The organism is Variovorax sp. EBFNA2 (assembly GCF_033802765.1).
GTDB classification, from domain to species: Bacteria; Pseudomonadota; Gammaproteobacteria; order Burkholderiales; family Burkholderiaceae_C; genus Variovorax; species Variovorax paradoxus_H.
Genome location: NZ_CP138496.1, coordinates 5,585,909 through 5,609,632, shown reverse-complemented (window position 1 = coordinate 5,609,632; position 23,724 = coordinate 5,585,909). Strand labels below are relative to the sequence as shown.

19 protein-coding genes are annotated in these 23,724 nt (G+C 67.9%); 14 read left to right on the top strand and 5 right to left on the bottom strand.

Going from position 1 to position 23,724, the window contains the following annotated elements:
- The first annotated feature begins 1 nt into the window (after position 1).
- Positions 2–1,609, top strand: a complete 1,608-nt coding sequence (gene purH / locus RZE79_RS26365) for a bifunctional phosphoribosylaminoimidazolecarboxamide formyltransferase/IMP cyclohydrolase (RefSeq protein WP_319357493.1) — start codon at positions 2–4, stop codon at positions 1,607–1,609.
- Between the two features lie 81 nt (positions 1,610–1,690).
- On the opposite strand, the gene RZE79_RS26360 is transcribed toward purH, so the two are convergent.
- Both RZE79_RS26360 and RZE79_RS26355 read right to left on the bottom strand, forming a co-directional pair.
- Positions 1,691–2,167 carry a hypothetical protein gene (locus RZE79_RS26360; RefSeq protein ID WP_319357492.1) on the bottom strand — a complete coding sequence of 159 codons (477 nt, stop codon included), beginning with the start codon at positions 2,165–2,167 and terminating at the stop codon, positions 1,691–1,693.
- Between the two features lie 144 nt (positions 2,168–2,311).
- Positions 2,312–3,208 carry a LysR substrate-binding domain-containing protein gene (locus RZE79_RS26355; RefSeq protein WP_319357491.1) on the bottom strand — a complete coding sequence of 299 codons (897 nt, stop codon included), beginning with the start codon at positions 3,206–3,208 and terminating at the stop codon, positions 2,312–2,314.
- A gap of 159 nt (positions 3,209–3,367) precedes the next feature.
- Between RZE79_RS26355 and RZE79_RS26350 the strand changes: the two genes are divergently transcribed.
- Entirely contained in the window at positions 3,368–4,348 is a 981-nt protein-coding gene (locus RZE79_RS26350; protein WP_319357490.1) for a tripartite tricarboxylate transporter substrate binding protein, read from the top strand.
- A gap of 43 nt (positions 4,349–4,391) precedes the next feature.
- Positions 4,392–5,792 (top strand): amidase family protein, encoded by a 1,401-nt coding sequence (locus tag RZE79_RS26345; protein ID WP_319357489.1) that lies wholly within the window; start codon positions 4,392–4,394, stop codon positions 5,790–5,792.
- A 16-nt stretch (positions 5,793–5,808) separates the two neighbouring features.
- Here RZE79_RS26345 and hemL read toward each other — a convergent pair whose 3' ends face one another.
- Together hemL and RZE79_RS26335 are read right to left on the bottom strand one after the other, a co-directional pair.
- Positions 5,809–7,089, bottom strand: a complete 1,281-nt coding sequence (hemL, locus tag RZE79_RS26340) for a glutamate-1-semialdehyde 2,1-aminomutase (protein ID WP_319357488.1) — start codon at positions 7,087–7,089, stop codon at positions 5,809–5,811.
- Positions 7,090–7,092: 3 nt separating this feature from the next.
- Positions 7,093–8,055: a bifunctional hydroxymethylpyrimidine kinase/phosphomethylpyrimidine kinase gene (locus tag RZE79_RS26335; RefSeq protein ID WP_319357487.1), complete on the bottom strand. Its 963-nt coding sequence runs from the start codon at positions 8,053–8,055 to the stop codon at positions 7,093–7,095.
- 111 nt (positions 8,056–8,166) lie between these two features.
- Here RZE79_RS26335 and RZE79_RS26330 point away from each other — a divergent pair, with 111 nt between their 5' ends.
- From RZE79_RS26330 to RZE79_RS26305, 6 genes are all read left to right on the top strand, one after another.
- A complete protein-coding gene (locus RZE79_RS26330; RefSeq protein WP_099792923.1) occupies positions 8,167–8,337 on the top strand; it encodes a rubredoxin in 171 nt (56 codons plus the stop codon).
- 83 nt (positions 8,338–8,420) lie between these two features.
- Positions 8,421–8,819: a PleD family two-component system response regulator gene (locus RZE79_RS26325; RefSeq protein ID WP_099792921.1), complete on the top strand. Its 399-nt coding sequence runs from the start codon at positions 8,421–8,423 to the stop codon at positions 8,817–8,819.
- Positions 8,819–9,184, top strand: coding sequence for a PleD family two-component system response regulator (locus tag RZE79_RS26320; RefSeq protein ID WP_099792919.1), 366 nt, complete (start codon positions 8,819–8,821; stop codon positions 9,182–9,184). The genes RZE79_RS26325 and RZE79_RS26320 overlap by 1 nt, the downstream gene beginning before the upstream one ends.
- Positions 9,185–9,203: 19 nt before the next feature.
- On the top strand, positions 9,204–9,737 hold the full coding sequence (locus tag RZE79_RS26315; protein WP_101490349.1) for a chemotaxis protein CheW: 534 nt from the start codon (positions 9,204–9,206) through the stop codon (positions 9,735–9,737).
- A 42-nt stretch (positions 9,738–9,779) separates the two neighbouring features.
- Positions 9,780–12,113: a methyl-accepting chemotaxis protein gene (locus tag RZE79_RS26310; RefSeq protein ID WP_319357486.1), complete on the top strand. Its 2,334-nt coding sequence runs from the start codon at positions 9,780–9,782 to the stop codon at positions 12,111–12,113.
- 184 nt (positions 12,114–12,297) lie between these two features.
- The gene (locus RZE79_RS26305; RefSeq protein WP_319357485.1) at positions 12,298–18,333 is read left to right on the top strand and encodes an Hpt domain-containing protein; all 6,036 of its coding nucleotides are present in this window, start codon (positions 12,298–12,300) and stop codon (positions 18,331–18,333) included.
- Positions 18,334–18,400: 67 nt separating this feature from the next.
- Here the strand turns inward: RZE79_RS26305 and RZE79_RS26300 are convergent, their stop codons facing one another.
- On the bottom strand, positions 18,401–19,903 hold the full coding sequence (locus RZE79_RS26300; RefSeq protein ID WP_319357484.1) for a deoxyribodipyrimidine photo-lyase: 1,503 nt from the start codon (positions 19,901–19,903) through the stop codon (positions 18,401–18,403).
- On the opposite strand from RZE79_RS26300, the gene RZE79_RS26295 reads away from it, so the two are divergent.
- Genes RZE79_RS26295 through RZE79_RS26275 form a run of 5 tightly spaced genes read left to right on the top strand, consistent with a single transcriptional unit; the run spans position 19,904 to position 23,694 of the window.
- Positions 19,904–20,503, top strand: coding sequence for a YqgE/AlgH family protein (locus RZE79_RS26295; protein WP_101490345.1), 600 nt, complete (start codon positions 19,904–19,906; stop codon positions 20,501–20,503). It begins immediately after the preceding gene.
- Complete coding sequence (gene ruvX, locus RZE79_RS26290; RefSeq protein ID WP_319357483.1) at positions 20,500–20,958, top strand: Holliday junction resolvase RuvX; 459 nt, start codon at positions 20,500–20,502, stop codon at positions 20,956–20,958. The genes RZE79_RS26295 and ruvX overlap by 4 nt, the downstream gene beginning before the upstream one ends.
- The gene (pyrR, locus tag RZE79_RS26285) at positions 20,955–21,452 is read left to right on the top strand and encodes a bifunctional pyr operon transcriptional regulator/uracil phosphoribosyltransferase PyrR (RefSeq protein WP_192193664.1); all 498 of its coding nucleotides are present in this window, start codon (positions 20,955–20,957) and stop codon (positions 21,450–21,452) included. The genes ruvX and pyrR overlap by 4 nt, the downstream gene beginning before the upstream one ends.
- On the top strand, positions 21,452–22,414 hold the full coding sequence (locus RZE79_RS26280) for an aspartate carbamoyltransferase catalytic subunit (protein WP_056577783.1): 963 nt from the start codon (positions 21,452–21,454) through the stop codon (positions 22,412–22,414). Before pyrR ends, RZE79_RS26280 begins: the two co-directional genes overlap by 1 nt.
- Positions 22,411–23,694 carry a dihydroorotase gene (locus RZE79_RS26275; protein WP_319357482.1) on the top strand — a complete coding sequence of 428 codons (1,284 nt, stop codon included), beginning with the start codon at positions 22,411–22,413 and terminating at the stop codon, positions 23,692–23,694. Before RZE79_RS26280 ends, RZE79_RS26275 begins: the two co-directional genes overlap by 4 nt.
- Positions 23,695–23,724 lie beyond the last annotated feature (30 nt).

The window sequence follows — 23,724 nt, the reverse complement described above, 5'->3', positions numbered from 1 at the left end:
CATGGCTCAGACCGCACTCCTTTCCGTTTCCGACAAGACCGGCATCCTCGAATTCGCGCAAGCCCTGCATGGCTTGGGCGTCAAGCTGCTGTCCACCGGCGGCACCGCCAAGCTCCTGGCCGATGCCGGCCTGCCGGTGACCGAAGTCGCCGACCACACCGGCTTTCCCGAAATGCTCGACGGCCGCGTGAAGACGCTGCACCCGAAGATCCACGGCGGCCTGCTGGCACGCCGCGACCTGCCCGCGCACGTGGCGGCCATCAAGGAACACGGCATCGACACCATCGACCTGCTGGTGGTCAACCTGTACCCGTTCGAAGCCACCGTGGCCAAGCCCGGCTGCACGCTCGAAGACGCGATCGAGAACATCGACATCGGCGGCCCGGCCATGGTGCGCAGCGCGGCCAAGAACTGGAAGGACGTGGGCGTGCTCACCGACGCTTCGCAGTACGCCGTGGCGCTGGCCGAGCTCCAGGCCGACGGCAAGCTCAGCGACAAGACCAAGTTCGCGTTCTCGGTGGCCGCGTTCAACCGCATCGCCGACTACGACGGCGCCATCAGCGACTACCTCTCGGCCATCGACTTCGACGCCAGCATCGGCCAGCCCGCGCCCACGCGCTCGCTGTTCCCGGCGCAGAGCAACGGCCGCTTCGTGAAGGTACAAGACCTGCGCTACGGCGAGAACCCGCACCAGCAGGCCGCGTTCTACCGCGACCTGTACCCCGCGCCCGGTTCGCTCGTGTCGGCCAGGCAATTGCAGGGCAAGGAACTCAGCTACAACAACATCGCCGACGCCGATGCGGCGTGGGAATGCGTGAAGAGCTTCGACGAGCCCGCCTGCGTGATCGTGAAGCACGCCAACCCCTGCGGCGTGGCCGTGGGCGCTGACGCGCTCGAGGCCTACAGCAAGGCCTTCAAGACCGACCCGACCTCGGCCTTCGGCGGCATCATCGCCTTCAATCGTCCCGTCGACCTCGCCACCGCGCAAGCCGTCAACAAGCAGTTCGTCGAAGTGCTGATGGCACCGGGCTACACGCCCGAGGCGCTCGAAGTTTTCCAGGCTACCAAGGCCAAGCTCAACGTGCGCGTGCTCGAAATCGCACTGCCCCAGGGTGGCACCACCGACTGGGACAACGGTCGCAACGCGATGGACGTCAAGCGCGTCGGCTCGGGCCTGCTGATCCAGACCGCCGACAACCACGAGCTGGCCCTGGCCGACCTCAAGGTGGTCAGCAAGAAGCAACCCACGCCGCAGCAGCTGCAAGACCTGCTGTTCGCCTGGAAGGTCGCGAAGTATGTCAAGAGCAACGCGATCGTGTTCTGCGCCGACGGCATGACGATGGGCGTGGGCGCCGGCCAGATGAGCCGCCTCGACTCCGCGCGCATCGCCAGCATCAAGGCCGAGCACGCGGGCCTGTCGCTCAAGGACACGGCGGTGGCCAGCGACGCCTTCTTCCCGTTCCGCGACGGCCTCGACGTGGTGGTGGACGCGGGCGCGGGCTGCGTCATCCAGCCGGGCGGCTCGATGCGCGACCAGGAAGTGATCGACGCGGCCGACGAGCGCGGCGTCGTGATGGTCCTGTCGGGCGTGCGCCACTTCCGGCACTGAGTCTGTGGCCCCGCGGGGCCTTCGCGCACAAGGCCAGGGTCGCTCACGCGGCCCTGGCCTTTTTCGTTGTGGCCGTCGCTGTTACTCGTGCGTGCCGAAGCGGTACTTGAGCTGGAAGCTGATCGCGCCGTACAGCCGGTTCCTGATCGTCGGCACGTAGGCGATGTTCAGGCCCCAGTTCTTGCCCTCGATGGCGGCCGTCGGGATGATCGCGGGGAACCAGTTGCCGTTGCGGTAGTCGGGGTAGCCGTCGAAGCCACCCACCACCGCGCCGAACTTCACGCCGTAGAACTCGAAGGGCAGGATGTACAGGCCGACGTAGTGCGACTGCCGCCGGTTGCTGTTGTGGAAAGTGCCGGCCGTGACGCGGTAGGTGTCGTTCAGCGGGTACTCGAAGCCCAGGCCCGGATTGGCATTCTGCAGATCCTTGCCGCTGTCGAAGTGGGCCGAGTAGAAGCCGGGGTTGACCCAGATGTTCTTCGGCTCGAAGGACTGCGCCAGCGCGAGGCCCGGCAGAAGAAGGGCACTCAGCAGCGGCAGCATGCGCAAGGGGGTCATGGGCGGGGCGTCCTGAAAATCGGTCTGTCTCGCGGCTTCGATGGTGGCTGCGATGACGGCTTCCCTTGCTGTGGCGCACGCGGGAATGGACCCGCGAACGCCGGCGCAATATACACGCGGCGATCACGAAAATGATGACACCACTCAGGCGGGCCGCGCCAGGTATTTGCGGAACAGCTCGGCCAGCCGCAGCGCCGCCAGCGACAGCGGCTTGCCGCGCGGCGAGACGATGCCCAACTCCAGCGGCGGCACCGGCATCGCGAGCGGCACGCGCTCCACCAGCTCGGCGTAGGGCGACATCGTGAGCATGCCGGCGGGCCCGACCATCAGCGCGTCGCTGCGGGTCAGCAGGCCCCAGCTCACGCCGAACGACGCCACCTCGATGCGGTGCTCCGGCAGCGGCAGGCCCTGCTCGGCGTACTGCTCCAGCAAAAAAGTGTGCTGACTGCCCGGCGCCAGATGCATCAGCCATTCGGCGCCCGCCACTTCTTCCCAACGCGTGGCGCGGTTCAGCGGATGGCCGCGCCGGCAGAGCACCGCCATCTCGATCAGGTCGAGCCGCTCGAACGCGAAGTCGGCATCGAGCGCCGCGGCGACCGGGCCGGCCACGGCGAAATCGATCATGCCCTCGCGCAGCAGCGGCAGCACCTGGGGAATCAGGCCGTCGAAGAGCTTGAGCTGCGCATGCGGCATCGCCTTGCGAAAGGCGCGCACCACCTCGGGCAGCACGCCCAGGAACACCATCGGCGTTACCGCGACAGCCACGCGCCCGTGCTGGCTGCCTTGCAGGATGCGGATGTCCTGCCGTGCGAGTTCGAGCTGCTGGTGCGCCAGCCGCGCGCGCACGGTGAGCTGACGACCGCACTCGGTGAACTCGATGCCGCGCGAACTGCGCAGCACCAGTTGGGCGTCGACCTCGGCCTCGAGTTCGCGGATCGCCTTGGTCACGGCCGCCTGGCTCAGGTGCAGGCTGCGCGCGGCGGCGCGGATGCTGCCGGTGTCTGCCAGCCGCAGCCAAGCCTTGAGCTGGTGGTCCTTCATGCGGCGCATTCTGCCGGGCGGCGCCACCGGGTGATCCCCAGACAAACACAGGTTGTCATCGCGACAAGCGATTGTCTTTTCCGGCGGGCAGTCGATTCCTAGACTTTGCGCACCGGTCGTCTCATCGTGAGCGGCGGGCTTCTCACAGGAGATACCTTCGTGCCTGCACTGCTGTCATTCGCGTGGACTCGCCGCACCCTCGTTGCCGGGCTTGCTGCCGTCGCCCTCGGCGCCTCGGCCCAGTACCCCGAGCGCCCGTTGAAGTTCATCGTGCCGTACGCCGCCGGCTCGGGCGTGGACGTGGCGATGCGGCCCGTGGCCGACGCGATGGGCCGCGAACTGGGCCAGGCCATGGCGGTGGACAACCGCCCCAGCGCCGGCGGCATCGTCGGCACGCAAGCGCTGGCGACCTCCGCGCCGGACGGCTACACGATCGGCTACGGCAACCTCGTCACGCTGAGCATCAACCCGGCCTTCTTCTCGAAGCTGCCGTACGCGCCCGAGAAAGACCTGGTGCCGGTCGGCCTGATCTCGAGCAACGCCTACGTGCTGATCGTGCGCAAGGACCTGCCGGTGCGCACGCTGCAGGAGCTGGTCGCCTACGGCCGCGAGCATCCCGGCAAGCTGTCGGTCGGCTCGCCCGGCATCGGCAGTGCGGGGCACCTGACCGGCGAACTGCTGAAGGCCGAGACGGGGCTGACGATGGTGCAGGTGCCCTACAAGACCGGCACGCAGGCGGTCGGCGACATGGTCAACGGTCAGCTCGACGTGACCATCGAAAACATCTCGGCGGTGCTGCCGTTCATCCAGCAGGGGCGCGTCAAGGCGATTGCCGTGACCAGCGCCAAGCGCGCCAGCGTGCTGCCCGAGGTGGCGACGGTGGCCGAGAGCGGCGTGCCCGGTTTCGAGGTGGTGGCCTGGGGCGCGCTGATGGCGCCGGCCGGCACGCCGCGCAAGACGGTCGACCGGCTCAACACCGCGTTGCGCGCCGCACTGGCCGACCCGGCCGTGGTCCGGGCCAACGCCGCGCTGTCGATCGAGGCGCTGCCTTCGAGCCCCGAGGAACTCAGCGCGCTGATGAAGCGCGAGAAGCCGCGCTGGGCCGACGCCGTGCGGCGCGCGGGCGTCAAGGGCGACTGACGAACGGCCCGATCGATTTCACTTTTTCCCAAGGAGACAACGCATGCAACTCTGGCAACTGGAAGCCGCCGACCTGGCGCAGCGCATCAAGGCGCGCGAGGTCTCGTGCGTCGACGCGGTGCGCAGCAGCCTGGCGCGGCTCGACGCGGTGAACCCGCAGCTGAACGCCGTGGTCGACCGCTGCGCCGACGAAGCGCTGGGCGCGGCAGCGCAGGCCGACGCGGCGCTGGCGAGCGGCGAAGCGACGGGGCCGCTGCACGGCGTGCCCGTCACCATCAAGGTCAACGTCGACCAGCGCGGGCACGCCACCACCAACGGCGTGGAGGCCTACCGCAGCGTCGTGGCCACGGAAGACAGTCCGGTGGTGGCAAACCTGCAGCGCGCCGGCGCGATCGTGGTCGGCCGCACCAACACGCCCGCGTTCTCGATGCGCTGGTTCACCGACAACGCGGCCCACGGACGCACGCTGAATCCGCACAACGCCGACGTCACGCCGGGCGGTTCGAGCGGCGGCGCGGCGGCGGCGGTCGCGGTCGGCATCGGCGCCATCGCACACGGCAACGACCAAGGCGGATCGATCCGCTACCCGGCCTACGCCTGCGGCGTGTACGGCCTGCGCCCGAGCTTCGGGCGTGTGGCGGCCTTCAATCCCTCGGGCGGGAGCGAGCGGCCGATGGTGGTTCAGCTCACCTCCGTGCAAGGGCCGCTGGCGCGCAGCGTGCGCGACCTGCGGCTGGCTTTCGCCGCGATGGCGCAGCGCGATGTGCGTGACCCGTGGTGGGTGCCCGCGCCGCTGGAATCGGCAACGTCGAGCCGCCCGGTCAGCGTGGCACTGTGCACCGAACTGCCCGGCTACGCCTGCGATCCCGAGGTGGCCGATGCATTGCAGCGCGCGGCGCGCCGCCTGGAGAGCGCCGGCTACCGGGTCGAGCCCGCGCAGCCACCGCGCCTGCGCGAGGCGGCCGACCTCTGGCTGTCATTGACGATGGCCGACAGCCGGCTGCTGGTGGAAGAGGCGCTCCTGCGCGATGGCGACGACACCATCCGCCAGGCCTACCGCGCCATGGATGCGCACGCGCCGCAGTTCGACACCGCGGGCTACATGCGCGCCCTGGCCGCGCGCACGGGCTTGATGCGTGAATGGGCGCTGTTCTTGCAACGCCATCCGCTGCTGCTGATGCCCGTGTCATGGCGCCCTCCGTTCCCGGTCGACGCCGACCAGCGCGGCAGCGCCGCGATGCGGGAGATCCTGGATGCGCAGAGCCCGCTGCTGTCCACCGCGATCCTGGGGTTGCCCGGGCTGTCGGTGCCGATGGGCATGCGCCGGGGGCTGCCCACGGGCGTGCAGCTCGTGAGCGACCGCTTCCGCGAAGACCTGTGCCTGGCCGCGGCCGAGGTGCTCGAAGCCGAGGCCGGGCCGGTGGCCGTGGTCGACCCCGCCTGAGCGGGGAGGGCGCGCGTCAGCGCTTGCTGAAGATCTCGCGTGCCGCGGCGATGGTGGCCGCGATGTCGTCCTCGCTGTGCGCGGCGCTCACGAAGCCTGCTTCGTAGAGTGCCGGCGCGATGTACACGCCGCGGTCGAGCAGGCCGTGGAACAGCGCGTTGAACTGTGCGTTGTCGGTGGTCATCACTGTCGCGTAGTTCTGCGGCAGTTCGTTCATGAGGAAGAAGCCGAACATGCCGCCTTCGCTGTCGGCGTTGAAAGGCTGGCCCTCGGCGACCGCGGCGGCCTTGAGGCCGTCGACCAGCGTGCGGGTCTTCTTCGCCAGCGCTTCGTAGAAGCCGGGCTTCGAGATTTCCTTCAGCGTGGCCAGGCCGCAGGCGGTGGCCACCGGGTTGCCCGACAGCGTGCCGGCCTGGTAGACCGGGCCCAGCGGCGCGAGCTGTTCCATGATGGCGCGCGGACCGCCGAAGGCCGCCAGCGGCATGCCGCCGCCGATGACTTTGCCGAGCACCGTGAGGTCGGGCGTGACGCCCAGCACGCCTTGCGCGCCGTGCAGGCCGACGCGGAAACCCGTCATCACCTCGTCGAAGATCAGCAGCGCGCCGTGCTGCGTGCACAGCTCGCGGCAGCGCTTCGCGAATTCGGGCGTGGCGCGCACGAAGTTCATGTTGCCGGCGATCGCTTCGATCATCAGGCAGGCGATGTCCTGGCCGTGCAGCGCGAACGCTTCGTCGAGCTGCTGCAGGTTGTTGTACTCGAGCACGAGCGTGTGCTGCACGACTTCGGGCGGCACGCCGGCCGAGGTCGGGTTGCCGAAGGTGGCGAGGCCGGAACCGGCCTTCACCAGCAGCGCGTCGGCGTGGCCGTGGTAGCAGCCTTCGAACTTGACGATGGTCTTGCGGCCGGTGGCGCCGCGCGCCAGCCGCAGTGCGCTCATGGCGGCTTCGGTGCCCGAGCTCACGAGGCGCACCATTTCCATCGACGGCACCAGGGCCAGGATGGCTTCGGCCAGTTCGATCTCGCGTTCGGTCGGCGCGCCGTACGAGAAGCCCTCGAGCACGGCTTTCTGCACCGCCTCGACCACGGCGGGGTGGCCATGGCCCAGGATCATCGGACCCCAGGAGCCGATGTAGTCGATGTAGCGCTTGTCGTTGGCGTCCCAGAAATAGGCGCCTTGCGCGCGCTGGATGAAACGGGGCGTGCCGCCGACGGCCTTGAAGGCGCGCACGGGCGAGTTCACGCCGCCGGGGATCACGGCGCGGGCGCGCTCGAAAAGAATGTCGTTCTGGTCAGTCATCAATCAGTGTCGCGTGTCGTGCGGGGGTAAAGCGAAATCGGGAGGGGTGTCGGGTTCGTCATCGTCTTCGTCGTCCTCGGGCTCGGCCCAGAACAGGCGGTCGGGCAGCACGTGGCCCATGCCGGGGCGAAAGCCCGCGTCGAGGCAGCGGTCCATGTAAGCGAGCGCTTCGCTCGTGGCGGCGACCAGGTCGGTGCCGCTGGCGAGCAGGGCTGCGAGCGCGGCCGAGAGCGTGTCGCCGGCGCCGGCGAAGACGGCTTCGAGCCGTTCGTACTTCTCGCTGACCAGCACCGATTGGGGCGAGGCCAGCACGTTGTCGATGAACTGGTCGGGCAGCACCATGCCGGTCACCAAGGTGTAGGGCACGCCGAACTCGCCGGCGGCCTTGGCGATGTCGCGCGCGCCGGGCGGGCGCTCGCCGCTCCAGTCGGGCAGCAGCCAGCGCCACAGGGTGCTGTGGTTTCCAACCAACACCGTGGTCTGGGGCAGCACGAGGTCGCGAAAAGCGTCGAGATAGGCCTCGATCAGGTTCTCGTCCCACCACGACAGGTTGGGCATGTAGGCCACCACGGGCACGTCGGGATAGTCGGCGGCGGTCTCGGCGATGGTGCTCAGCGCCTCGGGCGTGCCGGCAAAGCCGACCTTGATCAGCTGGACCTCGACGTCTTCGAGGATGGCGCGCGCCTGCTCGGCCACGGCCTCTTCCTCGAAGGCGAAGTGGTCGAAAATCTCGGCCGTGTCGCGCGCGTAGGCGCCCGTCACCACCGGCAGGATGTGAGCGCCCACCGATCCCATGGCCAGCGCGTCGGCGCCCAGGCCACCCGCGCCGCTCGGATCGCTGGCATTGAACACCAGCACGCAGGGGGGATTCAGGTCGCGTTCGCTCAGCGCCTCGTCGTCCTGCGAGGGGTCGTTAAGATCGCCCGGGTTACGGGCGTTCTCGTCTGGATGTAAGTAGATGGTCATACGCCTGGCGAAATCCCCTAGATGGTGGCATAGGCGCGACGTTTACGGTCTGCCAGTGAGATACGCATAGATACACTCGTTGCATTTAATGAACAAGGACTTTAAGCTCCGATGAACACGAAAACTTGGATGTGCCTGATTTGTGGGTGGATCTATGACGAAGCGGTAGGTGTGCCGGAAGACGGCATCGCGGCAGGCACGGCCTGGGCCGAGGTGCCGATGAACTGGACCTGTCCTGAGTGCGGTGCGCGCAAGGAAGACTTCGAAATGGTTGAGATCTGACAAGCATGGCATAGGGCTACGCGATCTGCGTCGATGTTCGGCGCGGCGGGCATCCAAGTCTCTGATGAGCAGGAGCGTTTGCAATGAGCCCGAATGGATCTGGTTACAAGGTGCTGGTCATCGATGACAGCAACACCATCCGGCGCAGTGCCGAGATTTTTTTGAAGCAGGGTGGGCACGAGGTTCTTCTCGCGGAAGACGGCTTCGACGCGCTCTCCAAGGTTAACGACCACAAGCCTCACCTGATTTTCTGCGACATCCTGATGCCTCGTCTCGACGGCTATCAGACCTGCGCCATCATCAAGCGCAACGCACATTTCTCCAATGTCCCGGTCGTCATGCTGTCTTCGAAAGACGGCGTGTTCGACAAGGCCCGTGGCCGCATGGTCGGGTCCCAGGACTATCTCACCAAGCCGTTCACCAAAGACCAGCTGCTGCAGGCCGTGCAGCAGTTTGGCATTGTTCAACAGGAAGTGCAGTAATGCCGATTCGAAAAATCCTCGTCGTTGACGACTCCAAGACGGAACTGATGTTCCTGACCGACCTCCTCCAGAAGAACGGTTTCTCCGTGAAGACGGCCGAAAACGCCGACGACGCGATGCGCCGCCTCGAGGAAGACCACCCCGACCTGATCCTCATGGACGTGGTCATGCCCGGCCAGAACGGCTTCCAGCTCACGCGCGCCATCGCCCGCGACCCGAAGTACGCGGCCATCCCGATCATCCTGTGCACCAGCAAGAACCAGGAAACCGATCGTGTCTGGGGCATGCGCCAGGGCGCACGCGACTACATCGTGAAGCCCGTCAACGCGGCCGACCTGATGTCCAAGATCAGCGCGCTCGCCTGACCGGGAACCTGCGCAATCCATGGCGAATCGCGACGCGCTCCGCGCCTTCCAGTCCCGTCTTGCGAGCCGCCTCCAGGCTGCGCGCACCACGGGCGTGGCCGCGAGTTGGCTGGCGGTCGAGGCGGGCGAGGGCAAGTACCTCTTTCCGCTCGCGCACGCCGGCGAAATCTTTCCCTGGACGCCGCCCCAGCCCGTGCCCTACACGGAGCCCTGGTTTCTCGGCGTCGCCAACCTGCGCGGCGGCCTGTACGGCGTCGTGCAGCTGTCGGCGTTTGCGTCCGGTGCGCCGGGCGCGCCCGCCGCCTCCGAAGCGGCACGCATGCAATCGCGGCTCGTGGCATTCAACGAGCTGCTCGAAGTCAACTGCGCATTGCTGGTCGATCGACTGGCGGGGTTGCGGGGTGTCGAGGCCTTCACGGCCGCCGAGGCCCCGGGCGCAGAAGCACCTGCCTGGCACGGGCATCTGTACACCGACGCAGCAGGAGAGCGCTGGCAGGAAGTCAACCTGCAGGCGCTTTCGCAGCAACCCCAGTTTTTGAGTATTGGTGCGTAGTGCTTCGGCACATGGCACTGGCAACCACCTGAAGGACCGACCGTGAGCTCGATCGCCGACAAGTTCAAGAAATTACTCCCCGCGAACAACGGGAACGACAAGGCCCGCGTCGACGGCTCCGGTTCGATATCGCTCGACGATGTCGACACGGTTCAGGTTCCGGACGAAAAAACGATCCGCCTCGCCAAAAAAGGCGATGGCGTTTCCGCGTCCGCCGCCGTGACCGACACCGGCTTCGGCGGTATCGATACGCTGGGCGACCCCGCGTCCATCGAGGCCGCCAACGCGGCCACGCTCGAAGCGGCCCCGCTGGCCGCCACCACGGGCGGCAGCATGGGCGCCAACCCCGCCAAGCAGCAGCGCGTGCTGGCCATCTTGCTGGCCATCGTGGTGCTGGCGCTGTTGCTGGTGGCTGGCTCCGCCATTCTTCGCGCGGAACGTCTGGCGCAGCAGGTGGCGGCCACCGGCCAGTCGCTGATGCAGTCGCAGCGTCTGGCGAAATCGATCTCGCAGGCCCTCGTCGGCAGCGCCTCGGCGTTCGTCGAAGTGAAGGACAGCGCGGACGACCTCTCGCGTCGCGTGCAGGGCCTTACCAACGGCGACGACTCGCTGCGCCTGGAAGCCGTCGGCAATCAGTACGACGAGGAGATGAGCAAGATCAACCCCTTGGTCACCCGCGCCGACACCAGCGCCAAGGCCGTGCTGGCCCAGCGCCAGATCCTGACCCAGGTGGGTGCCGCCTTGCGCGACATCAACCAGCAGTCGTCCACGCTGCTCGAAATGACGGAAACCGTCGCGTCGCTGAAGATGCAGCAGAACGCCACGCTGCCTGAAATCTCGGCCGCCGGCCAGCTCGTGATGCTGACGCAGCGCATCGGCAAGTCGACCAACGAGTTCTTCACGGTCGAGGGTGTGAACCCCGACGCCGTGTTCCTGCTCGGCAAGGACCTGAACACCTTCCAGGAAACCACACGCGGCCTGCTCGACGGCAACGCACAGCAGCGCTTCCCCGGCTCGAAAGACCCGCAGACGCGCCAGCAGCTCGAAGCCATCCTGAAGACCTACGAGCAGATGCGCACGCAGGCGTCCGCCATTCTGGGCAATCTGCAAGGTCTGGTGGCCGCGCGCGAAGCACAGGCCTCCATCCTGACCGACAGCGAGCCGCTGCGTAAGTCGCTGGGCGACCTGCAAGACAAGCTCTCTGCCCGCACCGGCCTGGGCGCCGGAACGATCGTGCTGCTGTTCGTGCTGTCGCTGGCCGCCCTGGCGCTGGCCGGCGCCATCGGTTTCGTGCAGGTGCGCGAAGGCCGCGAACGTGCCGCGACCGCCGAACGCGAACGTCTGGCGGCCGAGCAAACTTCGGAAGAAGCCGGCCGCGTGAACAACGCCAACCAGGCCGCCATTCTTCGGCTGATGAACGAACTGCAAACGGTGGCCGAAGGCGACCTGACGCAGGAAGCGACCGTGACCGAGGACATCACCGGCGCCATTGCCGACTCGGTGAACTACACGGTGGAAGAACTGCGTTTGCTGGTGGGCAACGTGCAGAACACGGCAACCCGCGTGGCACAGACGACGTCGCAGGTGGAAAACACCTCGACCGAGCTGCTCGCCGCCTCGACCGAACAGCTGCGCGAAATTCGCGAAACCGGCCAGTCGGTGCTGACCATGGCCGAGCGAATCAACGGCGTGTCCACGCAAGCGCAAGAGTCCGCCACGGTGGCGCGCCAGTCGCTGCAAGCCGCATCGTCGGGTTTGCAGGCCGTGCAGAACGCCATCGGCGGTATGAACTCCATCCGCGACCAGATCCAGGAAACCTCCAAGCGGATCAAGCGCCTGGGCGAATCCTCGCAAGAGATTGGCGAAATCACCGAGCTGATCTCGGACATTACCGAACAGACGAACGTGCTGGCGCTGAACGCCGCCATTCAAGCAGCATCGGCTGGTGAAGCCGGCCGAGGCTTCTCGGTGGTGGCGGAAGAAGTTCAGCGACTGGCTGAACGCTCCGCAGACGCCACGCGCCAGATTTCGGCGCTGGTGAAGGCGATTCAGACCGACACCCAGGATGCGGTGGGCGCCATGGAGCGCTCCACGCAGGGTGTGGTCGAAGGGGCCAAGCTGTCCGACAACGCAGGTACCGCGCTGACCGAGATTGACCGCGTGTCGCGCCGCCTTGCTGACCTCATCGAGCAGATTTCGCAGTCCGCTTCCCGCGAGGCCGATTCGGCCAACGTGGTGGCTGCCAACATTCAGCACATTTTTGCGGTGACGGAACAGACCGGAGAAGGCACGCGGACCACGGCCCAGCAGGTGCGCGAGCTCTCGCAGATGGCTGAAGAACTGCGTCGCTCGGTCGCTCGTTTCAAGATTGCGTAATGAAGCTCTCCCCCAGCCTTCGCGCACTTCGTGTCGCTTCGCCAACCCCCTTCCGGGGGCGACACCAGCGGCCCGGCAAAGCCGGTTCCGCGGTGTCCCTTGAAGTGACTGCGACGGCTGGATGCATTGAGGGCGCATGGCGCCCAGTGAAAAACTGACAGATAAAGAACGGCGAGCAATCAACGTGTCGATTCAAACCCCTGCCACGGCCCCCCTCGCCGGCAACATGCCGGCCACCGAAGACCTCGGGCCGCTGGCCTGGGTGCTGGGAGAAATCCAGAAATCCCTCGACGGTGTCGGCAAGTCGCTGCGGCGTTTCGTGCGCGACGTGGGCAGTGCCACGGAGCCCGAAAGCGGCCCGCTGCAGATGGCCCGCCAGCAACTGCACCAGGCCGTTGGCGCGCTGCAGATGGTGGGCCACAGCTCGCCCGCGCTGGTACTCGGCACCATCGAATTCGCGGTGCAAGGCTTCATCACGGAGCCGCAGCGCTGCACCGACAGTGCCGTGCACAAGATCGAGCGTGCCGGCTTTGCCGTCACCGATTTCCTCAGCGCGCTGCTGGCCGGCAAGGCCGTGTCGTCGGTGGCGCTGTTCCCGCAGTACCGCGACGTGCTGGAGCTGGTCGGCAATGAGCGCGTCCACCCGGCGGACCTCTGGAGCACCGCGTGGCGCTGGGTCGAGGTCAAGCCCGCGCTCACGCAGGCGGCACTGGCCTACGACCCGGCCGTGCGTTCGCGGCTCGACCGCGAGGTGCTGCAGCTGGTCAAGAGCAGCGATCCGCAGGCTGCACGCCGGCTGCATGCGCTGTGTCTGGGCCTCGGCCGCGGTGCGCTGCTGCCGCGTGTCGCCAGCTTCTGGACATTGGCTGCGGGCTTCTTCGAAGCCCTCGCACTGGGCCTGATTCCCTTCGACACCTACGTCAAGCGCGCCGCTTCGCGCGTGCTGCTGCAGTACGCCACGTTGGCACGCGGCGACAGCGTGGTGTCCGACCGTCTCGGCCAGGACCTGCTGTTCTTCTGCGCCCAGGCCGGTCCTGGCGCACCAGACGACGACGCCGCCACGCTGCGCACCGTGCGCAGCGCCTGGGGCGTGGCGCAAGAGCCGCGCGTCGACTACACGGTGGTGCAGTTCGGCCGCTTCGATCCGCTGGTGCTCTCGCAGGCACGCAAGCGCATCGAAACCGCCAAGGAAATGTGGTCGGCGCTCTCGGGCGGCGACATCACACGCACACGGCAGGTGGCCGACACCTTCGCGCAGCTTGGCGAATCGCTGCACAAGCTGCACCCGCCGAGCCAGCCGATGGTGGAGGCGCTGACCCATGCCGTGGACGCCTCGGTGCGCTCCGGCCAGCCGCCCGACACCGAACTGGCGATGGAAGTCGCCACCTCGGTGCTGTACCTCGAAGCAGCGCTCGAAGACCTCGACCCCAGCGATCCGCAGCTCACGGCCCGCACGCTGCAGCTGGCCGGCCGCATCGAGCGCGTGCGCGACGGCGGCCGTTCCGAGCCGCTCGAGCCGTGGATGGAGGACCTGTACCGCCGCGTCAGCGACCGCCAGACCATGGGCACCGTGGTCGACGAACTGCGCAGCCACCTGAGCGAACTCGAGAAGTCGCTCGACCAGTATTTCCGCCGCCCGGCCGAAAAGCCGCTGCTGCGCACCGTGCCCACCCAGCTCATGCAGATGCGCGGTGTGTTCTCGGTGCTGGGGCTCGAGCAGGCCGCACTCACCGTGCAGCGCATGCGCGACGACGTCGACCAGATGCTGCAGGCCAACCGCTCGCCCGTCGAGGAAATGGCCACCTTCGACGCGCTCGGCAACAACCTGGGCGCGCTCGGTTTCCTCATCGACATGTTGGGTTACCAGCCCGCACTGGCCAAGCGCCTGTTCGTGTTCGACGCCGAAGCCGGCGAACTCAAGCCCTTGATGGGCCGCCACGCCTCCGATGCCGCGGCCCCGGCCGAAGGCGCCGCCGCGCCGGCCGCCGAGCCCGTGCTCAGCATCGAGGAAGTCGACGCGCAGATCGCCTCCAAGCTCGCCGCGCTGGCCACGCCCAACCGCAAGACCAAGCCGTCGCCGCTGGAGGAGTTCAGCCGCAAGGCCGAGAGCTGGACCACCAAGATTTCCGGCCCGTCGGCGCTGCCCGACACCGAGGTCACCGAGCTCGAAGAAGACGACCTGCAGAACATCTTCCTGGACGAAGCCCGCGAAGTGGTGGGCAACGGCCTGGCCGCCATCACCGCGCTCGGCAGCCGTCCCGGCGACACCGAAGAACTCACCATCCTGCGCCGCGCGTTCCACACGCTCAAGGGCAGCTCGCGCATGGTCGGCCTCACCGACTTCGGCGATGCCGCCTGGTCGCTCGAACAGGTGCTCAACACCTGGCTGGCCGACCAGCGCGACGCCACGCCTGAGCTGCTGTCGAGCACCGAGCGCATGCTGGGCGATTTCAGCCAGTGGGTCGAAGCCATCGCTGCCGGCGATGCAGGCCCCTGGCACTCGGCGCCGTTCAGCCGCGTGGCCAATGCGCTGCTGGCTGGCGAGCCCGTGCCCGCACCGGTGCGCGTGGCCGACGCCGAAGCGCTTGCAGTGGCTGCACGCCACATTGCCGCCGAATCGGCATCGCTTGCGCTGCCGGAGCTGCCCGATCTGTCGCTGACGCCGCAAGACGTCGGAACTCCTGATGCCACCTTGGACTTCTCCGACTGGCAGCAGGCGCAAGACGCACAACACGCACAAAACGCATCCACCCAGCCTGTCACACCCGAGCCCGACGACGATTTCGCCTCCACCGATTTCATCGACTTCGAGACCAAGCAAAGCACCGCGCCCGCACCGCTCGAAGCGCTGCCCAGCGGCGACGAGTTCGATTTCCTTGCGCCGTCGAAGACGCACGCACCTGTCGAGCCTGTCGTGTCGTATGTCGAGCCCGAACCCGCTGCGGAGATCGAAGCGACGATGCCGACCGCGTCGGGCCTGCCCGATCTCGAATGGGCGCCCGAGCCGCTGCCGCTGGCTGCCGCAGAGCCTGTCGCCGAGGTGGTGGACGCTGTCGAAGTCATCGAAGTCGCCGAAGAACTGCCGGCACTCGACGCGCTGCCTGAACTGCAGCCGGAGCAGGAACCCGTGGCCGCGACAGTCGACGTCGCACCCGAGGCCGAGGCCCCTGTCGTCGTCGAAGAACTGATTGCAGCCGTCGTGGCCGAACCGGAGCCCGTGTCGGAGCTTGAGCCTGTGCTGGCCGAGGCCGTTCCCGAATCCGAGCCTTCCATCGCACCGAGCGCCGAAGACCAGGTCAAGGTCATCGGTCCGCTGCGCATCGGCATCGCGCTCTACAACGTCTACCTCAACGAAGCCGACGAATGGTCCCGCCAGCTGGCGACCGACGTCGGCGAATGGGCGCTCGAAACCCACGAGCGCCTGCCCGACTCGACCATCGCACTGGCCCACTCGCTGGCCGGCAGCTCGGCCACCGTCGGCTTCCACAGCCTCTCGGGCATGGCCCGCCTGCTCGAATCCGCGCTGCAGCACTTGCAGATGCAGGGCAGCGGCACGCGCGAGCAGGGCGTGGTGCTGGTCGCCGCGGCCGATGAGCTGCGTCGCCTGCTGCACCAGTTCGCCGTCGGCTTCCTGCGTGATCCGTCCGAAGCCACGCTGCAGGCGCTGCGCGAAATCGCCGCCGCGCCGATGCCGCCCGAAATCGCCGCGGCCCGTTTCGAGTCGCTGCTGCCGAAGCAGATCGTCGCCAACGACGCCTTTGCCGACGTGGTCCTGGACGACAACGAAGACGCCATCGACCTGGCCGATGCGGTCGACGTCGACCTGTTCCCGATCTTCGAGGAAGAGGCGGCCGAACTGATGCCGCAGCTGGGCGAGGCGCTGCGCCAGTGGTCGCACCACCCCGACGACAGCGCGCCGCGCGCCTCGGTGCTGCGCACGCTGCACACGCTCAAGGGCAGCGCTCGGCTGGCTGGCGCCATGCGCCTGGGCGAGCGCGCGCACCGCATGGAGTCCGAGATCGAACTCCTGGGTTCCCAGGGGGCGGAGCGGGCCGACATCGAAAAGCTGCTGGCCCGCCTCGACACGCTGCAACACACCTTTGACGCCCTGCGCGCGGCCGACGACGCCGCCCAGGTCGAAGTGGCCCAACTGATCGCGACCGCCAGCCCGACCGCACCCGCCATCCAGCGCGTGCAGTCGGCGCCCGAGGTCCGCGTGTCGGCGAATGATGACCAGGCCGAAGCCGGCGAGGCCGCTGATGCGGTGTCTGCTGCAGCCCCGTCGTCCTTGCTGCCGCGCCCCGCACCGGCTCTGCTGGCGCCGCTGCGCGCGGCATCGGGCCAGGCGGTGCGCATCCGCACCCAGCTGCTCGACCGCCTGGTTGCGCAGACCGGCGAGGTCATCATCACGCGCTCGCGCCTCGAAGCCGAACTCGGCCAGCTGCGCGGCTCGCTCGCCGACCTCACGGGCAACCTGGATCGTTTGCGCCAGCAGCTGCGCGACATCGAAGTGCAGGCCGAAAGCCAGATGCAGTCGCGCCTGGCGCAAGCCAAGGACTCGCAGCAGAGCTTCGACCCGCTCGAGTTCGACCGCTTCACGCGCGTGCAGGAACTCACGCGCATGATGGCCGAGTCGGTGAACGACGTGGCCACCGTGCAGCGCACCTTGCAGAAGACCGTGCAGGCCACGGAAGACGACCTGAGCGTGCAGGCACGCCAGACCCGTGAACTGCAGCGCGGCCTGCTGCGCACGCGCATGGTGGAGTTCGAAGGCATCTCCGACCGTCTGTACCGCGTGGTGCGCCAGGCCTCGAAGGACACCGGCAAGCAGGTGCGCCTGGACATCGTCGGCGGCTCCATCGAAATGGACCGCGGCGTGCTCGACCGCATGACGCCCGCCTTCGAACACCTGCTGCGCAACTGCGTGGCGCACGGCATCGAAGACGCGGCAGCGCGCGAAGCCTCTGGCAAGGACGCCAGCGGCCTCATCGTCATCGACCTGCACCACGAAGGCAACGACGTGTCGGTGAGCTTCCGCGACGACGGCGCAGGCCTCGACCAGAAGCGCATCGCCGAACGTGCCCGCGCCCTCGGCCTGCTCGGCCACGACCAGGACCTGTCGCCCGAAGAAGCCACCGAGCTGATCTTCAAGCCCGGTTTCTCCACGGCCGGACAGGTGTCCGAACTGGCCGGTCGCGGCATCGGCATGGACGTGGTGCGCGCGCAGATCGCCGCGCTCGGCGGCCGCATCGAAACGCACAGCACGCCGGGCCAGGGCACGACCTTCAAGCTGGTGCTGCCGCTGACCACCGCCGTGACGCACGTGGTGATGCTGCGTGCGGGCGAGGTGTCGATCGGCGTGCCGTCGAACCTCGTGGAACTCGTGCAGCGCGTGAGCGGTGCCGACCTCGAGGCCGCCTACCTGAACCACAGCTTTGCCTTCGGCAGCGAGCAGGTGCCGTTCTACTGGGCCGGTGCGTTGCTGCAGCATTCCATCCGCAGCGAACACGCCGCCACCAAGAACAACACGCTGGTGATCGTGCGAAGCGCGGCGCAGCGCGTCGCCCTGCACGTGGACGAAGTGCTGGGCAACCAGGAAGTCGTGGTGAAGAACCTCGGCCCGCAGCTCGCACGGCTGCCCGGCCTGGCCGGCATCTCGGTGCTGGCCTCGGGCGCGGTGGCACTGATCTACAACCCGGTGGCGCTGGCGGCAGTGCACGGCGACCAGGCGCGTGCGCGCCAGACCGCCGCGCTGGCCGCGCCGACCCATGCCGCGTCGGCAGATGGCGGTGCACCGCAAACCCCGGCGGCCTTCGCGCCGGTGGTGCCGCAGATTCCGCTGGTGCTGGTGGTGGACGACTCCATCACCGTGCGCCGCGTCACGCAGCGTCTGCTGCAGCGCGAAGGCTATCGCGTGTCGCTCGCGGCCGACGGCCTGCAGGCGCTCGAGCGGCTGCAGCAGGAGCGCCCAGCCGTGGTGCTGTCGGACATCGAAATGCCGCGCATGGACGGCTTCGACCTGGCCCGCAACATCCGCGCCGACACGGCGCTGGCCGAGCTGCCGATCATCATGATCACCTCGCGCATCGCCGAGAAGCACCGCGAGTACGCACGCGAGCTGGGCGTGAACCACTACCTCGGCAAGCCGTACTCGGAAGAGGAACTGCTGCGCCTGGTGCGTGCGTACACGAGCGAGCCGGCCGCGCTGGCCGTGGCCTGATCAGCCTCGGCAGCGTCGGCGATCGACGCGCAAAAGAGAAGGGCCCTTCGGGGCCCTTTCTCTTTGGCTACGGCTTTTGCAGGGCCTTGCTCCGCGCCGTCGCATAGCGCTGCATCGTCTTCTCCCGCGCCTCGGCGTGGTCTACCACCGGCGTCGGGTAGTTGTCGCCCAGCTTCACGCCCGCCGCCTCCAGCTCGACCGGCGACGCCATCCACGGCGCGTGGATCGCCACGTTCGACAGCCCCGCGAGCTGCGGCAGGTAGCGGCGGATGAACTTGCCTTCGGGGTCGAAGCGTTCGCTCTGCGTCACCGGGTTGAAGATGCGGAAGTAGGGCTGGGCATCGCAGCCGGTCGAGCTGGCCCATTGCCAGCCGCCGTTGTTCGAGGCCAGCTCGAAGTCGTTGAGGTGCAGCGCAAAGTAACGCTCGCCGCGCCGCCAGTCCAGCCCCAGGTCCTTGCACAGGAAACTCGCCACCACCATGCGCAGCCGGTTGTGCATGTAGCCGCTCTGCCGGATCTGCAGCATCGCCGCATCGACCAGCGGATAGCCGGTGCGGCCCTCGCACCAGGCGTCGAACAGCTGGTCGGCGTGCTTGCCGTGGTGCCAGGCGATCTTGTCGTACTCGGGGCGAAAGCTCTTCGACTCGCCGTTCGCATGCACATGCGGAAAGTGCGCCAGGATCTGAAAGTAGAAGTCGCGCCAGACCAGTTCGCTGAGCCAGGTCGCGGCACCGGTGTTGCCCTGCAGCGCCAGTTGGTGCGCCACGCTGGCGAGCTGCCGTATCGACACCGTGCCGAAGCGCAGATGCACGCCCATGTAGCTCGGGCCGCGCACCGCCGGGAAGTTGCGCGCCTCGTCGTAGCGGTCGATGCGCTCGAAGAAATCTTCGAACAGCGCGCCCGCACCGCGCGTGCCGGTGGGAATCTCCAGCGTCTGGAGGTTGGTGCTTTCAAAACCGATCTCGCCCAGCGTGGGCACCGGCCCATTCAGGGCCGGGGGCGGCGGTGCGAGCGCGTCGGCGTGGCTGCGCACCGGGTACGACTTCAGGAAGAACGAATCCACCTTCGCCAGCCAGGCTCGCTTGTACGGCGTGAACACGGTGTAGGGCAGGCCGGCCTTGGTCATGACCTCGTCGCGGTCGAAGACGGTGCTGTCCTTGAAGGTGTGGAAGCTGATGCCTGTATTGGCCAGCGCGCCGAGCACGCGGGCGTCGCGCGCCAGGGCGTCGGGCTCGTCGTCGCGGTTGGCGAACACCGCCTGCACGTCGAGCGTGTGGGCCAGCGCCGGAATCTCTTCGGCGGCCACCGCGTGCCGCACGATGAGCCCGCTGCCCAGGCCGCGCAGCTCGGCTTCGAGTTCCACCAGCGATTCGCGGATGAATTCGACCCGCCGGTCCGCGCGGGGCAGGGCGTCCAGAATGGACCGGTCGAACACGAAAACGCACACCACCTGCCGGCAGGCCCGCAGCGCCCGGTACAGCGCCGCGTTGTCGTCCACCCGGAGGTCCCGGCGGAACCACATGAGCCCTTTGGGATAGGTCTTATCGACGGCCAGTAAAATCGGGGGCATATGGCTGCCGATTCTGCCCCGATGAACCTGACGCATCACTTTCTGATCGCGATGCCGGGGATGGAAGACAAAACTTTCAACCGCAGCGTCGTTTACCTCTGCGAACACAGCGAGCGCGGCGCGCTCGGGCTGGTCATCAACAAACCCAGCGACATCAACCTCAAGGTGCTGTTCGAAAAAATCGAGCTTCACCTGACCCGCCCCGAGCTGGGCGACGCCCCCGTTTTCCAGGGCGGCCCGGTGCAGACCGAGCGCGGCTTCGTGCTGCACGAGCCAGTGTTCACCCAGGCCGAGAAGCCCGAGGAATCGGTCTACGCCTCGACCATGACCATCCCCGGCGGGCTCGAAATGACCACCTCGAAGGACGTGCTGGAGGCCCTGGCCACCGGCGCCGGCCCGCGCAAGGTGCTGGTCTCGCTGGGCTATTCGGCCTGGGGCGAGGGCCAGTTGGAGTCCGAGCTGGCCGAGAACAGCTGGCTCACCGTGCTGGCCGACCCCGCCGTGATCTTCGATACGCCGGTGGAGAAGCGCTACGACAAGGCGTTGATGCTGCTGGGGCTCGAAGCGTGGACGCTTTCTCCCGAAGCGGGCCACGCATGAGCGACGTCATGTCCGACGCGCCCGCATCCGCTCCTGCTTCCGTTCCTGTTCCCGCCGCCGTTCCCGCGCATTTCCAGAGCTTCCTGGGCTTCGACTTCGGCGCCAAGCGCACCGGCGTGGCCAGCGGCAACCGGCTGCTGCGCAGCGCCACGCCGCAGACCACCATCAAGGCCGAGGGCGCCGACGCCCGCTTTGCGCAGGTCGAGGCCCGCATCAAGGAATGGCAGCCCGACGCGCTCGTGGTCGGCGTGCCCTACCACCCCGACGGCGCCCCGCACGAGAACACCCGCCGCGCCCAGAAGTTCGCGCGCCAGCTGCGCGGCCGTTTCAATCTCCAGGTGTACGAAGTCGACGAGCGCTACAGCACCACCGAGGCGCTGTCGTCCGGCGCCCGCGATGCCGATGCGGCGTCGGCCTGCATCATCCTGGAGCAATTTTTGAGGAGTCTCCCGTGAGTTCAATTCCTGATGCCGAAGCGCTCTACACGACGCTGCTGTCCGGCGTGAAGGCGCTGATGCGCCCCGAGACGAAGCTGGTGGGCATCACCTCCGGCGGCGCCTGGCTGGTCGAGCGCCTGCAGAAAGACCTGGGCCTGGCCGGTGCGCCTGGCGTCATCTCGTCAGCCATGCACCGCGACGACTTCGCGCGCCGCGGCCTCTCGGCCAGCGCACAGACCGCGTTGCCCTTCGACGTGAACGGCGCCGACGTTCTGCTGCTCGACGACGTGCTCTACACGGGCCGCACGATCCGCGCCGTGCTCAACGAGCTGTTCGACTTCGGCCGCCCCGCCTGCGTGCGGCTCGCCGTGCTGGTCGATCGCGGTGGGCGCGAACTGCCCGTTGCTGCCGACTTCGCCGCAACGACGCTCACGCTGCCCGACACCCAGCTGCTAGCCCTCGCACGCGCCGACGATGGCGCCTTCAGCCTCAAGGTAGAGGACAACACGTAATGCTCTACAAGCGAAACCCGCAGCTCAACAAGAACGGCGAGCTGATCCACCTGCTGTCGATCGAGGGCCTGCCCAAGGACATCGTCACGCACATCCTCGACACGGCCGCCAACTTCACGAGCGTGAGCGACCGCGAGGTGAAAAAAGTGCCGCTGCTGCGCGGCAAGAGCGTGTTCAACCTGTTCTTCGAGAACAGCACGCGCACGCGCACCACCTTCGAGATCGCGGCCAAGCGCCTCAGTGCCGACGTCATCAACCTCGACATCGCGCGCTCCTCGGCCACCAAGGGCGAGTCGCTGCTGGACACCATCGCCAACCTGAGCGCCATGGCCGCCGATCTGTTCGTGGTGCGACACAGCGAGTCGGGCGCGCCGTACCTGATCGCGCAGCACGTCGCACCGCACGTGCACGTGGTGAACGCCGGCGACGGCCGCCACGCGCACCCGACGCAGGGGCTGCTCGACATGTACACGATCCGCCACTACAAGAAAGACTTCTCGAACCTCACGGTCGCGATCGTGGGCGACGTGCTGCACTCGCGCGTGGCGCGCTCCGACATCCATGCACTCACCACGCTCGGCTGCGCCGAAGTGCGCGTGGTCGGCCCGAAGACGCTCGTGCCCGCCGACATGGCCGGCATGGGCGTGCGCGTGTGCCACACGCTCGAAGAAGGCATCAAGGACTGCGACGTCGTCATCATGCTGCGCCTGCAGAACGAGCGCATGAGCGGCGCGCTGCTGCCCTCGTCGCAAGAGTTCTTCAAGACCTTCGGCCTCACGCAAGAGAAGCTGCAACTGGCCAAGCCCGATGCCATCGTGATGCACCCGGGCCCGATCAACCGCGGCGTCGAAATCGACTCCGCCGTGGTCGACGGCAAGCAGAGCGTGATCCTCCCGCAAGTCACTTTCGGCATCGCGGTCCGCATGGCCGTGATGAGCATCGTCGCAGGCAACGAAGCATGAACATCCTCATCACCAACGGTCGCATCATCGACCCCGCCTCGGGCACCGACAAACAGACCGACATCGCCATCGCCGACGGCAAGATCGCCGGCATCGGGCACGCACCGTCGGGCTTCAAGCCCGAGCGCACGCTCGACGCCACGGGCTGCATCGTCACGCCCGGCCTCGTCGACCTGGCCGCGCGGCTGCGCGAGCCGGGCTACGAGCACGAAGGCATGCTCGAGAGCGAAATGGCCGCGGCCATCGCGGGCGGCGTGACCAGCCTCGTGTGCCCGCCCGACACCGACCCCGTGCTCGACGAGCCCGGCCTGGTCGAGATGCTCAAGTTCCGCGCCGAAAAGCTGCAGTGCGCGCGCCTGTTCCCGCTCGGTGCGCTCACGCGCAACCTGGCCGGCGGCGTGCTCACCGAGATGGCCGAGCTCACCGAAGCCGGCTGCATCGGCTTCGGCCAGGCCGACGTGCCGCTGGCCGACACGCAGGTGCTGCAGCGCGCGCTGTCGTACGCCAGCACCTTCGGCTACACCGTGTGGCTGCGCCCGCAGGACCGCGACCTCGGCAAGGGCGTCGCGGCCAGCGGCGCGCTCGCCACGCGCCTGGGCCTGGGCGGCGTGCCGGTGGCGGCCGAGACGATCGCCATCTTCACCATCATCGAACTCATGAAGAGCACCGGCGCGCGCGTGCACCTGTGCCGCGTGTCGAGCGCCCGCGGCGTGGCGCTGGTGCGCGACGCCAAGGCGCAGGGCCTGCCGCTCACCTGCGACGTCAGCATCAACTCGCTGCACCTGGCCGACACCGACATCGGATTCTTCGACAGCCGCGCGCGCCTGAACCCGCCGCTGCGCCAGCAGGGCGACCGCGATGCGCTCTCGGCCGCGCTGGCCGACGGCACCATCGACGCGCTGGTGTCCGACCACACGCCGGTCGAGGCCGATGCCAAGACGCTGCCTTTTGCCGAAGCCGAACCCGGCGCCACCGGACTCGAACTGCTGCTGCCGCTCGCGCTGCAGTGGGGCGAGCGCAGCGGCGCGGGCGTGGCGCGCGCCATCGAGGTCATCACGTCGGCGCCGGCACGGCTGCTGAACGCGGTCGACGCAGCCAGCGGCATCGGCCGCATCGTGCAGGGCGGCGTGGCCGACCTGTGCATTGCCGATCCGTCGCTCGAATGGCAGGTGGTGCCCGAGGCGCTGCGCAGCCAGGGCAAGCACACGCCGTTCTCCAGTTACCCGATGCAGGGGCGCGTGCGCCACACGCTGGTGGCCGGTCGCGTCGTGCACGGCTGAGCGACAGCCGACGCTCACTGTCACAAGCAC